The organism is Micromonospora sp. NPDC050495 (assembly GCF_040655175.1).
GTDB lineage: Bacteria > Actinomycetota > Actinomycetes > Mycobacteriales > Micromonosporaceae > Micromonospora.
In genome coordinates, this window is sequence record NZ_JBFAJK010000003.1 from 155,543 (window position 1) to 168,096 (window position 12,554).

General features: G+C 73.4%; 10 protein-coding genes. 3 read left to right on the forward strand and 7 right to left on the reverse strand.

Going from position 1 to position 12,554, the window contains the following annotated elements:
* Window positions 1–113: 113 nt before the first annotated feature.
* On the reverse strand, window positions 114–1,061 hold the full coding sequence (locus AB0I11_RS05905; protein ID WP_357314102.1) for an NUDIX domain-containing protein: 948 nt from the start codon (window positions 1,059–1,061) through the stop codon (window positions 114–116).
* Window positions 1,062–1,205: 144 nt separating this feature from the next.
* Here AB0I11_RS05905 and AB0I11_RS05910 point away from each other — a divergent pair, with 144 nt between their 5' ends.
* Window positions 1,206–1,574, forward strand: a complete 369-nt coding sequence (locus AB0I11_RS05910) for a PspC domain-containing protein (RefSeq protein WP_357314105.1) — start codon at window positions 1,206–1,208, stop codon at window positions 1,572–1,574.
* A 7-nt stretch (window positions 1,575–1,581) separates the two neighbouring features.
* Here AB0I11_RS05910 and guaA read toward each other — a convergent pair whose 3' ends face one another.
* Both guaA and AB0I11_RS05920 read right to left on the reverse strand, forming a co-directional pair.
* Window positions 1,582–3,135 carry a glutamine-hydrolyzing GMP synthase gene (gene guaA, locus AB0I11_RS05915; RefSeq protein ID WP_357314107.1) on the reverse strand — a complete coding sequence of 518 codons (1,554 nt, stop codon included), beginning with the start codon at window positions 3,133–3,135 and terminating at the stop codon, window positions 1,582–1,584.
* An 81-nt stretch (window positions 3,136–3,216) separates the two neighbouring features.
* Window positions 3,217–4,914, reverse strand: a complete 1,698-nt coding sequence (locus AB0I11_RS05920) for a GMC family oxidoreductase (RefSeq protein ID WP_357314109.1) — start codon at window positions 4,912–4,914, stop codon at window positions 3,217–3,219.
* A gap of 144 nt (window positions 4,915–5,058) precedes the next feature.
* Here AB0I11_RS05920 and AB0I11_RS05925 point away from each other — a divergent pair, with 144 nt between their 5' ends.
* A complete protein-coding gene (locus tag AB0I11_RS05925; protein WP_357314112.1) occupies window positions 5,059–6,168 on the forward strand; it encodes an LCP family protein in 1,110 nt (369 codons plus the stop codon).
* A gap of 22 nt (window positions 6,169–6,190) precedes the next feature.
* Here the strand turns inward: AB0I11_RS05925 and AB0I11_RS05930 are convergent, their stop codons facing one another.
* The 4 genes from AB0I11_RS05930 to guaB form a co-directional block, all read right to left on the reverse strand.
* Complete coding sequence (locus AB0I11_RS05930; RefSeq protein ID WP_357314115.1) at window positions 6,191–7,645, reverse strand: M1 family metallopeptidase; 1,455 nt, start codon at window positions 7,643–7,645, stop codon at window positions 6,191–6,193.
* Window positions 7,646–7,733: 88 nt separating this feature from the next.
* The gene (locus AB0I11_RS05935; RefSeq protein ID WP_357314458.1) at window positions 7,734–9,086 is read right to left on the reverse strand and encodes a M1 family metallopeptidase; all 1,353 of its coding nucleotides are present in this window, start codon (window positions 9,084–9,086) and stop codon (window positions 7,734–7,736) included.
* Window positions 9,087–9,241: 155 nt separating this feature from the next.
* Window positions 9,242–10,360, reverse strand: coding sequence for a GuaB3 family IMP dehydrogenase-related protein (locus AB0I11_RS05940; RefSeq protein WP_357314117.1), 1,119 nt, complete (start codon window positions 10,358–10,360; stop codon window positions 9,242–9,244).
* 29 nt (window positions 10,361–10,389) lie between these two features.
* The gene (guaB, locus tag AB0I11_RS05945; protein ID WP_357314121.1) at window positions 10,390–11,940 is read right to left on the reverse strand and encodes an IMP dehydrogenase; all 1,551 of its coding nucleotides are present in this window, start codon (window positions 11,938–11,940) and stop codon (window positions 10,390–10,392) included.
* A 197-nt stretch (window positions 11,941–12,137) separates the two neighbouring features.
* Between guaB and AB0I11_RS05950 the strand changes: the two genes are divergently transcribed.
* On the forward strand, window positions 12,138–12,551 hold the full coding sequence (locus tag AB0I11_RS05950; RefSeq protein ID WP_046570096.1) for a DUF5319 domain-containing protein: 414 nt from the start codon (window positions 12,138–12,140) through the stop codon (window positions 12,549–12,551).
* Window positions 12,552–12,554: the final 3 nt, after the last annotated feature.

The window sequence follows — 12,554 nt, forward strand, 5'->3', positions numbered from 1 at the left end:
CCACCGCGGTTCGTCGATCATGAACCTAGTGCGGCCGGAACCGCGTGTCCCCGGCAACAACTTCATGATCGCCGGTTCGGGGTGCGGCTGGGGGTGGGGTTGGGGCCGGAGGGTCAGAGGAGGTGGGCGGCGTGGACGGCTTCGGCGGTCACCTCGGTGAGGCGGTCGGTGGGGAGGGCGCCGAGTTCCTCGCGGCTCCACCAGCGGGCCTCGCAGGTGGAGCCGCCGACGTCGGCCACGGTGGGCGGGGCCGGCTGGTCCACCACGACCCGGTAGAAGGCGCGTACGCCGTGCCAGTCGATCGGGTAGCCCTCGGGGCCGAGCGAGGCGGCGTCCCGGTGACTAACCACCCCGAGCAGCTCGACCAGGCGGCCGGTCTGGCCGGTCTCCTCGACCAGTTCCCGGATCAGCGCGGCAGCGGGCTGCTCGCCGTAGTCGGTGCCGCCCCCGGGCAGGTGCCAGCAGCCGGCGCCCGGGTACCCGTCGGAGACCCGGGTGAGCAGCACCCGCTCCTCCGGATCGGTCACCACGGCGTACGCGGCGAAGCGTTGGGCCCGGTGCAGGCCGTCGGGGCCGGGTACGGCGTAGAACGAGGGGAACTCCGGCACCTCCTCCGGGACGATGTCGTCGCTGGAGGTGGGCAGCCCGAGGGCGCGCGCGGTGAACGACCGCAGCGGCAGCTCCCGGGCCTCGTCGAGGGTGAACCAGCGGGCCAGGTCGGTGGGCCGGTCGACCCGGTCGGCGAGCGTCCCGCCCCGCACCGAGACCGTGTAGAGCAGGCGGTCGGTGTGGATGGTGATGCCCCGATCGGGCAGCGCCCGCATGTCGGCGAGCACGTCCTGGAGGCCGGACACGGCGACCGAGAGGCCGGTCTCCGCGGCGGTCTCCCGCACGACGGTGTGGTTCGGGTCCTCCCCGTGGTCGACCGCCCCACCGGGCAGCGACCAGGTGCCGGGGGTGCCGGAGCGCTCCGATGCGCGGACCAGCAACACTCGGCCGTTTGAATCAGCACAAACTGCGTATGCCGCGATCCTGCGCAGCGGCTCCAGCGAGGTGGTCACGGGAGGAAATTCTCCCCGCCCCCGGTTACCTCCATCGAAAAGAGTCAGATTCCTGACTGATGGCTGGCACCTCAGGGATCGGTCAGGGTAGGAGTCCGGGCGGTCACCGAGGTCGTCCGCCGCCCCGCGCGGGACCGTGGGGACATGACCTACACGACCCCTCCCCAAGCCCCGTACAAGCAGCTCCGCCGACCCGTGACCGACCGGATGGTCGCCGGGGTGGCCAGCGGCGTCGGGCGGTACTTCGCCGTCGACCCGACGCTGGTCCGGGTGGCCTTCGCCGTGGCCACCCTGCTCACCGGCGGGCTCGCCGCACTGGCGTACCCGATCATGTGGTTCCTGATGCCGGAGGAGCCGGCGGGCGCGCCCGCCTGGCCGCACCCGGCGGGCACCGCGCCGGGCTGGCCGCCCGTCCCGCCGCAGCCGGCCACCGGCGGCCCCTGGCCCACGACGCAGCCGGGACCGACGCCGCAGCCGGCGCCCGGGCCCACCGCTCAGCCGCCGGCCGCGTGAGGCCGGGTCACTCCCACTCGATGGTGCCCGGCGGCTTGCTGGTGACGTCCAGGACCACCCGGTTCACCTCGGCCACCTCGTTGGTGATCCGGGTGGAGATCTTGGCGATCACGTCGTAGGGCAGCCGGGACCAGTCGGCGGTCATGGCGTCCTCGCTGGAGACCGGGCGGAGCACCACGGGATGGCCGTAGCTGCGCCCGTCGCCCTGCACGCCGACGCTGCGGACGTCGGCCAACAGCACCACCGGGAACTGCCAGACACCCCGGTCCAGGCCGGCCGCGCTCAGCTCCTGCCGGGCGATCAGGTCGGCCTTGCGGAGCACGGCGAGCCGCTCCTCGTCGACCGCGCCGATGATCCGGATGGCCAGGCCGGGGCCCGGGAACGGGTGCCGCCAGACCATCGCCTCGGGCAGCCCGAGCTGGAGGCCGAGCGTGCGGACCTCGTCCTTGAAGAGCGTGCGCAGCGGCTCGACCAGGGCGAACTTCAGGTCCTCGGGCAGGCCGCCGACGTTGTGGTGGCTCTTGATGTTGGCGGTGCCGGTGCCGCCGCCGGACTCCACCACGTCCGGGTAGAGCGTGCCCTGCACCAGGAACTCGACGTCGCCGTGCGCGGCGATCTCCCGGGCGGCGGCCTCGAAGACCCGGATGAACTCCCGGCCGATGATCTTGCGCTTCTGCTCCGGGTCGGTCACCCCGGCCAGCGCCCCGAGGAACCGCTCCCGGGCGTCGACCACCTTGAGCGTGATGCCGGTGGCCGCCACGTAGTCCTTCTCCACCTGCTCGGCCTCGCCGGCCCGGAGCAGGCCGTGGTCGACGAAGACGCAGGTGAGCTGGTCGCCGACGGCCTTGTGCACCAGCGCCGCGGCGACCGCCGAGTCGACACCGCCGCTCAGGCCGCAGATGACCTCCTTGTCGCCGACCTGCGCCCGGATCCGGGCCACCTGCTCGTCGATGATGTTCTCCGGCGTCCAGGTCGGCTCGATCCCCGCGATGTCGTAGAGGAAGCGGGTGAGCATCTCCTGGCCGTGCGCGGTGTGCCCGACCTCGGGGTGGAACTGCACGCCGGCCCGGCGGCCGGCCAGGTCCTCGAACGCGGCGACCGGCGCGCCCGCCGACTCCGCGGTGACCGCGAAGCCGGCCGGGGCCTCGGTGACGCAGTCACCGTGGCTCATCCAGACCGGCAGGTCGGCCGGCAGGTCGCGGAGCAGCACGCCGGCCTCGGCACGCGCCCGCAGCGGGGTGCCGCCGTACTCGCGGTTGCCGGTGTGCGCGACCGTGCCGCCGAGCGCCTGGGCCATCGCCTGGAAGCCGTAGCAGATGCCGAAGACCGGCACGTCGGCGGTGAACATCCCGGCGTCGATCTGCGGCGCGTCGGGCGCGTAGACGCTGGCCGGGCCGCCGGACAGGATGATCGCGGCCGGGTTCTTCGCCAGCATCTCGGACACCGGCATGGAGTGCGGGACGATCTCCGAGTAGACCTTCGCCTCGCGGACGCGGCGCGCGATGAGCTGGGCGTACTGGGCTCCGAAGTCCACCACGAGGACGGGGCGAGGCGTGCTCATGTGCAGAAAGCCTACCGACAGTCACCCCCGCCCCGGGTCGCGCCCCGGTGTGTCGCGCGTCGTGCCGCCGGCGGGCGGTGGTCAGGGACGCAGCGCGGCGGGCGCGTGCGCCGGCACGGCCGGCTGCCGGGGCGGCACCGGGTCGAGCCGCCGGTACGCCGAACCGAGCGACGGGCGCGGGTCGGCCTCGCCCTTGTTGGGCCAGAAGGACATCGCCCGCTCGGCCTGCGCCGTGATGGTCAGCGACGGGTTGACGCCCAGGTTGGCCGAGACGGCGGCCCCGTCCACCACGTGCAGCCCGGGGTGGCCGTAGACCCGGTGGTAGGGGTCGATCACGCCGCGCTCCGGGGAGTCGCCGATCGCCGCGCCGCCGAGGATGTGCGCGGTCACCGGGACGTTGAACGGCTCGGTGACGGCACCGCCGGGAGTGCCGCCGATCTCCTCGGCGAGCAGCCGCGCCGCCTCGTTGCCGGCCGGGATCCAGGTCGGGTTGGGCGCGCCGTGTCCCGGGCCGGAGACCAGCCGGCGGCCGAACCAGCCCCGGTGGAACCGGGTGGTGAGCGAGTTGTCCACCGACTGCATGACCAGGGCGATCACGGTCCGCTCGGACCAGCCCCGGACGGAGATCATCCGGGCGGCCAGCCCGGGTTGCGAGACGATGCTGCCCAGCCAGCGCCGGATCCGGCGCGGCCCGCCGTCGACCAGCAACGACTGGAGCAGCCCCATGGCGTTGGAGCCCTTGCCGTAGCGGACCGGCTCGATGTGGGTCTGCGGGTCGGGGTGGAACGAACTGGTGATCGCCACCCCCTCGGTGAAGTCCAGCCCGCGCTGCCGGGCCTGCCGCGGCCCGACCGACGCGCCGAGGATCGCCTCCGAGTTGGTCCGGGTCAGCTCGCCGAGGCGCGGCGAGAGGCCGGGCAGCGCGCCGGTGGCCTTCATCTCGTGCAGCAACCGTTGGGTGCCCAGCGCCCCCGCCGCGAAGACCACCTGGTCGGCGTGGATCACCGCGCGGCGCTTGCGCAGCCAGGCGCCGGTGCGCTCGGTGTGCACCTGGTAGCCGCCGCCGGGCGCCGGCCGGACCGCGGTCGCCGTGGTGAGCGGATGGACCTGCACGCCGATCCGCTCGGCCAGCCAGAGATAGTTCTTGACCAAGGTGTTCTTCGCACCGTGCCGGCAGCCGGTCATGCACGAGCCGCAGTGGCTGCACCCGGTCCGCTCCGGGCCGACCCCGCCGAAGTACGGGTCGGGCACCCGCTCGCCGGGGCGGCCGATGTGCACGCCGACCGGGGTGGCGTGGAAGGTGTGCCCCACCCCCATCCGCTCGGCCACCGCCCGCATCGCCCGGTCCGCCCCGGTGACGGTCGGGTACGTGGTGACGCCGAGCATCCGCTTCGCCTGGTCGTAGTGGCGGGCCAACTCGTCGCGCCAGTCGGTGATGTCCCGCCACTGCCGGTCGGCGTAGAACGCGTCGAGCGGCTCGTAGAGGGTGTTGGCGTAGACCAGGGAGCCGCCGCCCACCCCGGCGCCGGAGAGCACCAGCACCCCGCCCCCGGACTTCCGGTCGGCGGAGCGGAGCAGGGTGATCCGTTGCAGGCCGTAGCAGCCGAGCTTCGGCGCCCACAGGAAGCGGCGGGCCCGCCAGGACGTCTTGGGGAACTCGTCGTCGGCGAAGCGCCGGCCGGCCTCCAGCACCCCGACGGAGTAGCCCTTCTCGGCGAGGCGGAGCGCGGTGACGCTGCCACCGAAGCCGGACCCGATGACGAGCACGTCATACCGCATGCACGCATCATTACTGACGAGTAGCGCTAGCGCCAGCAAGAGTTTTTCGCAGATCATGCAGAGCGCTCGATACCGGGAATCCCGCCGATGCAACCTCTGGCGCCCCCTGACGCGTCGAGTGGACACGGGGGGAAGGAGCCCGGAATGACCCGACGACAACGGCTGCTCGCAGTGGCCGCCCTGCTGGCGGTGCTGCTGGTCGCCGCGGGCGCGGTGGTGACCGCCCGGCTGACCGGCCACGGCACGCCCGCCGCGGTCACCGGCTCCGGTTCGGCGAGCCCGGCCAGCCCGGCCACGCCGCCCACGCCGAGCCCGGCCAGCCCCACCCCGCCGCCCGGGGCCGGCCTCACCGGACCGCTCAACCTGCTGCTGGTCGGCGTGGACACCCGGATCAGCGTGCCCGGCTGGGAGCCGCACGCCGACGCGGTGCTGGTGCTGCACGTGCCCGCCGGGCTGGGCCGGGCGTACCTGTTCTCCCTCCCCCGCGACCTGGTGGTGGACATCCCGGCCTACCCACGCTCCCGCTACCCCGGCGGCCGCACCAAGCTCACCCACGCGATGAGCTACGGCAGCCGGGTCCCCAACGACAAGGCGCACCCCAGCACCGCCCAGGGGTACGAACTGCTGCGGACCACGGTCAGCCGGTACACCGGGCTGCGCATCGACGCCGGCGCGGTGATCACCTTCGGCGGCTTCGACAAGCTGGTGGACACCCTCGGCGGGGTGGACCTCTACGTCGACCAGCGGGTCGCCTCGAAGCACCGCCGCCCGGACGGGCACCTGCGGAACCTGGTCGGCAGCACCTACACCGGGCCGCAGATGGTCTACCTGCCCGGCAACCGGCACCTCACCGGCTGGCAGGCGCTGGACTACGCCCGGCAGCGCTACACCGCCGGCGGCGACTACACCCGGCAGCGCCACCAGCAGCAGCTCATCCGGGCGCTGGCCGGCAAGATCCTGGACCAGGGCCTGGCCCGGGACCCGGACCGGGTGCAGCAGGTGGTCGCCGCGCTCGGGCAGACCCTCGTCTACGTCGGCAACGGACCCAAACTCGTCGACTTCGCCTACGCCCTGGGCGGGCTGCCCGCGGACGGCTTCGTGCTGGTCGGGCTCCCCGGCGCCGCGGTGGGCCACGGCGGGTCGTACCGGGGCGAACAACTCCAGCCGGTGGGCCGCCAGTTCCTCGCGGCGCTGCGCGGCGGCACCGAGGCGGCGTTCCTCGCCGCCCACCCGGCGCTGCGGGTGAAGAACTGAACGACCGCCGGCGCCCGCTGCCCTACAGGGGTTTCGGGGCGGACGGGCGTTCGGTGCCGTAGAGCCAGGTGTCGACGAGCCGGTCCAGCTTCTTCCGCGAGATCCGCTCGGCGAGCGCCACGAAATCGGCGATGGTGGCGTTGCCGTGGCGCTGCTCCGCCGCCCAGGTCCGCAGGATGGTGAAGAAGGCGCTGTCGCCCACCGCGACCCGCAGCGCGTGCACAGCCATCCCGCCCCGCTCGTACACCGACTCGCTGAACAGGTTCGCCACCCCCGGCCGGCCCGGCGGGGTCCGCCACACCTGACCGGACGCGCCCGCGTACTTCTGGTCGAAGGTGTGCTGCACGCTCGACGAGCCGGTGTGCTCGGCCCAGAGCCACTCGGCGTACGTGGCCAGCCCCTCGTTGAGCCAGATGTCCTGCCATCTGGTCAGCGAGACGCTGTCGCCGTACCACTGGTGGGCCAGCTCGTGCGCGACCACGCCGGTGTTGTCGCCCTGCCGGAAGAAGCCGGCCGAGTAGACCGGGCGGCTCTGCGTCTCCAACGCGTACCGGACCCGGTCGTCGGCGACCACCACCCCGCCGTACGCGTCGAACGGGTAGGGCCCGAAGATGCTCTCCAGGTAGTCGGCGACCTCGACGGTGCGGGCGATCGACCGGTCCGGGGCGCCGTCGGCGACCTTCGTGGTGACCGCGCTGAACACCGGCCGTCCCTTGTGCTCGGCGGTGGTCACCCGGAACTTCCCGATCACCACCATGGCCAGGTAACTGGCCATCGGCGCGCTCTCGGACCAGGACCAGGTGATCCAGTCGCCCCGGATCGTCCGTCCCTTCGGGACCCCGTTGCCGACCGCGGTCAGCCGCTTCGGCACGGTGATCTCGACGTCGTAGGTGGCCTTGTCCGAGGGGTGGTCGTTGACCGGGAACCAGGTGCTCGCCGACTCCGGCTGGCCGAGGGCGACGGCCCCGTCGGAGGTGTGCAGCCAGCCGCCCCCACCGAGCGCCTCGTTGTCCAGCGCGGCCGGCTCGCCGTCGTACCGGATCTCGGCGACGAAGCCGTTGCCGGAGGTCAGGCCGGTGGCCGGGGTGACCACCAGCTCGTCGCCGCTGCGGGCGTGCCGGGCCTTGACCCCGTCCACGGTCACCGACCGCACGGTCAGCCCGGCCAGGTCCAGGTTGAAGGCGGAGAGGTTGGCGGTGGCGGTGGCGCGCAGGGTTGCCGTGCCGCTGAGCCGGTCGGTCGCCGGGTCATAGCGGATCTTGAGGGCGTAGTTGCCGACGTCGTAGCCGCCGTTTCCGTAGCTCGGGAAGTACGGGTCGCCGGCGCCGGGCGCGCCGGGCGCGAACCGCCGCGAGGCCGTCGGCGCGGGCTGCTCCGGCACCGGGGCGGTCCGCTCGGCGTCCGGGGCGCCGCAGCCGCCGAGCACCAGCGCGCCGGCAACCAGCACCCCGAGCAGTCGTCGCTGCGCCAGCGTCATCGCCTCGATCCCTTCCCCGGGCACGACACCGCGCCCCGCCTGGGCCACTCCGCCCGCGGCAGCCTACCGAGCGCCGGTCACGCGCGCGTCACGGCAGGGCGGGCGCGGTCGGCCCGACCAGCCAGGCGTCCAGCAGCGGGCGCAGCGGGCGGCCGGCCACCCGGGCGGCGTACCCGACGAAGTCGTCCGTGGTGGCGGTGCCGCCGCGCCGCTCGGTCGCCCAGCCGCGCAGGATCCGGAAGAACGTCTCGTCGCCGACCGCGCGACGCAGCGCGTGCAGGGCGAGCGCGCCACGCTGGTACACCGCGTCGCCGAACATCCCGGCCCGGCCCGGGTCCACCGACGGCTTCGCCCAGTCGGTGGCCGCGTAGGCGTCGGCGAAGGCCGCCGCGACGCCCCGGCCGCCGTCGTGCTCGTCCCAGAGCCATTCCGCGTACGTGGCGAAGCCCTCGTTGAGCCAGATGTCGCGCCACCGGGCCAGCCCCACGCTGTCGCCGAACCACTGGTGGGCCAGCTCGTGCGCGATCACCACCGGGTTGGGCCGGCCGCCCCGGAAGAAACCCGGCCCGTAGACCGGGCGGGTCTGGGTCTCCAGCGCGTACCGGATCCGCTCGTCGGCGACCACGATCCCGCCGTACGCGTCGAACGGGTACGGCCCGAAGCGGGCCGCCAGGAAGTCGGCGATCTCACCGGTGCGGGCCACCGAGGCGGCCGCCGGCCCGTCCGCGGGCAGCCCGGCGGCGACCGCGCTGACCAGCGGTTTGCCGGCGTGGGTGCCGGTGGAGACCCGGTACTTCCCGATCACCAGGGTGGCCAGGTAGCTGGCCATCGGGGACCCCTCGGACCAGCGCCAGGTGGTCCAGCCGGCCCGGCTCTCCGTCCCCTTCGGCACCCCGTTGGCCAGCGCGGCGAGCCCGTCCGGGACGGTCACCGCCAGGTCGTAGGTGGCCTTGTCGGAGGGGTGGTCGTTGACCGGGAACCAGGTGCTCGCCGACTCGGGCTGGCCGAGCGCGATCGCCCCGTCGGGGGTGGCCAGGAAACCGCCGCCGCCCAGCTCACCGCTGGGCAGTTGCCGCGGCACCCCGCCGTACGCCACCTCGACGGTGAACCGCCGGCCGGCCGGCAGGCCGTGCGCCGGGGTGACGACCAGTTCCCGGCCGTCGCGCCGGTGCCGGGCCGGGTCGCCGTCGACGCGTACCCGGTCGACGGTCAGGCCGGCGAGGTCGAGCTGGAACCGGGACAGGCCCTGGGTGGCGGTGGCGGTGACGGTGGCCTGCCCGGTGAGCCGGTCGTCGGCCGGGTCGTAGCGGATCGTGAGCCCGTAGTGGTCGACGTCGTAACCCCCGTTGCCGGCCCCCGGCACGTACGGATCCCCCGCGTCCCCCGCCCCCGCCCGAAACCCCTCATCGGTACACCCACCCACCACGAGCACCCCCACCAGGAGCGCCCCAACCCCCCACCAACTCCCCCGCCCCCGCAAAACCCCCACCCCGCGACCCTAAAACCCGCACCGCGTCGATCATGGAGTTGTGGCGGTACGCCAACCGGAAGATCCGGGGCGATCCGGGAACCACAACTCCATGATCGACGGTGCGGTCAGCGGTCGAGGACCAGGCCTACTTTTTGGAATTCCTTGAGGTCGCGGTAGCCGCACTTGGCCATCGCGCGGCGCAGGCCGCCGAAGAGGTTGAGCTGACCGTCCGGCTCGTCGGCCGGGCCGAAGAGCAGCTTCTCCATCGAGCCGAGCGGCTCACCGGCCGCCTCGAACGCGCCGCGCGGCAGGGACGGGTGGCTGGCCGCCGAGTGCCACCAGGCTCCGCCGGCCGGGGCCTCCTCGCAGAGCGAGAGCGGCTCGCCGAGCATCACCGCGTCCGCGCCGCAGCCGAGCGCCTTGGCGATGTCACCGGAGGTCTGGATGTCGCCGTCGGCGATCAGGTGCACGTACCGGCCGCCGGTCTCGTCCAGGTAGTCGCGGCGGGCCGCGGCGGCGTCGGCGATCGCGGTGGCCATCGGCACCCGGATGCCGAGCACCGACTCGGTGGTCGACCAGTCGTCGCCGCCGATGCCCACGATCACGCCGGCCGCGCCGGTCCGCATCAGGTGCAGCGCGGTCTTGTAGTCGGTGCAGCCGCCGACGATGACCGGCAGGTCCAGGTCGGCGATGAACTCCTTCAGGTTCAGCGGCTCGTCGGTGGTGGAGACGTGCTCCGCCGAGACGATGGTGCCCTGGATGACCAGGATGTCCACGCCGGCGTCGAGGATCACCGGGGCGAGCGCGAGGGTGTGCTGCGGGGAGACCCGGACGGCCACCGTGCCGCCGCCGGCCCGTAGCTCGCGGACCCGCTCGGCGATCAGGTCGGGGCGGATCGGCTCCGCGTAGACCTCCTGGAGGCGCTTCGTCGCCCGGGCGTCCTCGTCGAGACCGGCCAGCTCCTCGAGGGCCTTGGCCGGGTTCTCGTACCGGGTCCACAGGCCCTCGACGTTGAGCACGCCCAGGCCGCCGAGCTGGCCGAGCCGGACCGCCGAGGACGGGCTCATCGTGGCGTCGGACGGGTGCCCGACGCAGGGGATGCCGAACTGGTAGGCGTCGAGCTGCCACGCGGTGGAGACGTCGTCGACGTCCCGGGTGCGGCGGCTCGGCACGATGGCGATCTCGTCCAGGTGGTAGCCGCGCTGCGCGGTCTTGCCCAGCCCGATCTCGACCACGTCACGCATGGGGACTCCAGGTGGTTGGGGGTGTGGGGTCAGCGGGTGTGGTAGTTGGGCGCCTCGACCGTCATCTGGATGTCGTGCGGGTGGCTCTCCTTGAGGCCCGCCGCGGTGATCCGGATGAGCTGGCCACGCCGGTGCAGCTCCGGGATGCTCTCGGCGCCGGAGTAGCCCATCGCCAGCCGCAGCCCGCCGACGAGCTGGTGGGCGACCTGGGCCAGCGGCCCCCGGTAGGGCACCTGACCCTCGACGCCCTCGGGGACCAGCTTCTCGTCGCTGGTCACGTCCTGCTGGAAGTAGCGGTCCTTGGAGTACGACTTGGCCTGGCCCCGGGACTGCATGGCGCCGAGCGAACCCATCCCCCGGTAGGCCTTGTACTGCTTGCCGTTGATGAAGAGCAGCTCGCCCGGGCTCTCCTCGCAGCCGGCGAGCAGGCCGCCCAGCATCACCGTGTCGGCGCCGGCCACCAGGGCCTTGGCGATGTCGCCCGAGTACTGGATGCCGCCGTCGCCGATCACCGGCACCCCGGCCGGGCGGGCGGCCCGGGCGGCCTCCATGATCGCCGTGATCTGCGGTACGCCGACCCCGGCGACGATCCGGGTGGTGCAGATGGCACCCGGGCCGACGCCCACCTTGACGCCGTCCGCGCCCGCCTCGACCAGGGCCCGGGCGCCCGCGTACGTGGCGATGTTGCCACCGACGATGTCGATGGCGACGTCCTTCTTGAGCCGGGCGACCATCTCCAGCACGGCCCGCTGGTGGCCGTGCGCGGTGTCCACGATCACCACGTCGACGCCCGCGTCGACCAGGGTGCGGGCCCGCTTGTACGCGTCCTCGCCCACCCCGATGGCGGCGGCCACCCGGAGCCGACCGGCATCGTCCTTGGTGGCCTCCGGGTACTGCTCGCTCTTGGTGAAGTCCTTGACGGTGATCAGCCCGCGCAGCTTCCCGGACGCGTCGACGATCGGCAGCTTCTCGACCTTGTGCTGGCGCAGCAGGCCCAGCGCCTCGTCCTTGCCGACCCCGACCTGGGCGGTGATCAGCGGGGTCCGGGTCATGATCTCGCGGACCGGGGTGGCCGGGTCGGAGACGAAGCGCATGTCCCGGTTGGTGACGATGCCGACCAACTGGCCCTCGCCGTCGACCACCGGGACGCCGGAGATGCGGTAGCGCCCGCACAGCGCGTCGACCTCGCGCAGGGTGTCGTCCGGGCTGGCGGTCACCGGATTGGTGATCATGCCGGACTCGGAGCGCTTGACCAGGTCGACCTGGAGCGCCTGGTCCTCCACCGAGAGGTTGCGGTGCAGTACGCCGATGCCACCCTGGCGGGCCATGGCGATCGCCATCCGCGCCTCGGTGACGGTGTCCATGGCGCTGGAGAGCAGCGGGATGGTCAGCTCGACGTTGCGGGTGAGCCGGGTGCGGGTGTTGACCCGGCTGGGCACCACGTCCGACTCGCCCGGCTGGAGCAGCACGTCGTCGAAGGTCAGCCCGAGCGGCACCGCCCGCGCCGACCCGGCGGGCAGCTCCGGCAGGTGACCACCGTCGACGCCGGCCGGCAGTTCGGTGCTGGGCGAATTCTCCACGATTGCTCCCCTGAGCTGGTCGGACGGGCTGAGGCGAGACGGCGCGCGCGGGCACCGGCGCGCGCCAGGTGACGGCGCGTCGTCTCATCGTACCCATTGAGCTGCGCCGCCCTTGGCAGCGGCGGGCCGGGGTAGGCGGTGCCACAGGGACTCGCCGCGGGCGGGCCAACCGGCGCGTCGGGGACTACGGTGAGGGGGTGCACGACGAGCCCATCGACCCGTTCAACGGCGACCCGGCCGATCCGGCTGCCGGCCTGCACGACCCGCGCGAGGACGACCAGCTCGACCCGCTGACCGAGGTCGAGCGGCAGGACGTCCTGGAAGACCTTGCCGACCTGGAGATCTACCAGGCGCTGCTCCAGCCGATCGGGGTCCGCGGCCTGGTCATCGAGTGCGAGGACTGCCGCGAGCCGCACTACTTCGACTGGGACCTGCTTCGCGGCAACCTGCGCCACCTGCTCAGCTCGGGCCGGCCCCGGGTGCACGAGCCGGCCTACGACCCGGACCCGGACCACTACGTCAGCTGGGACTACGCCCGGGGCTACGCCGACGGGGTGCACGACACCCTGACCGAGGGCACCGAGGACACCGAGGACGCCGCCGGGGAGTGACCG

Bases quoted from the DNA above. Each gene is read 5' to 3' on its own strand.
- AB0I11_RS05910 (WP_357314105.1), top strand. From the start codon at position 1,206: ATGACCTACACGACCCCTCCCCAAGCCCCGTACAAGCAGCTCCGCCGA.
- guaA (WP_357314107.1), bottom strand. From the start codon at position 3,135: ATGAGCACGCCTCGCCCCGTCCTCGTGGTGGACTTCGGAGCCCAGTAC.
- AB0I11_RS05920 (WP_357314109.1), bottom strand. From the start codon at position 4,914: ATGCGGTATGACGTGCTCGTCATCGGGTCCGGCTTCGGTGGCAGCGTC.
- AB0I11_RS05925 (WP_357314112.1), top strand. From the start codon at position 5,059: ATGACCCGACGACAACGGCTGCTCGCAGTGGCCGCCCTGCTGGCGGTG.
- AB0I11_RS05930 (WP_357314115.1), bottom strand. From the start codon at position 7,645: ATGACGCTGGCGCAGCGACGACTGCTCGGGGTGCTGGTTGCCGGCGCG.
- AB0I11_RS05940 (WP_357314117.1), bottom strand. From the start codon at position 10,360: ATGCGTGACGTGGTCGAGATCGGGCTGGGCAAGACCGCGCAGCGCGGC.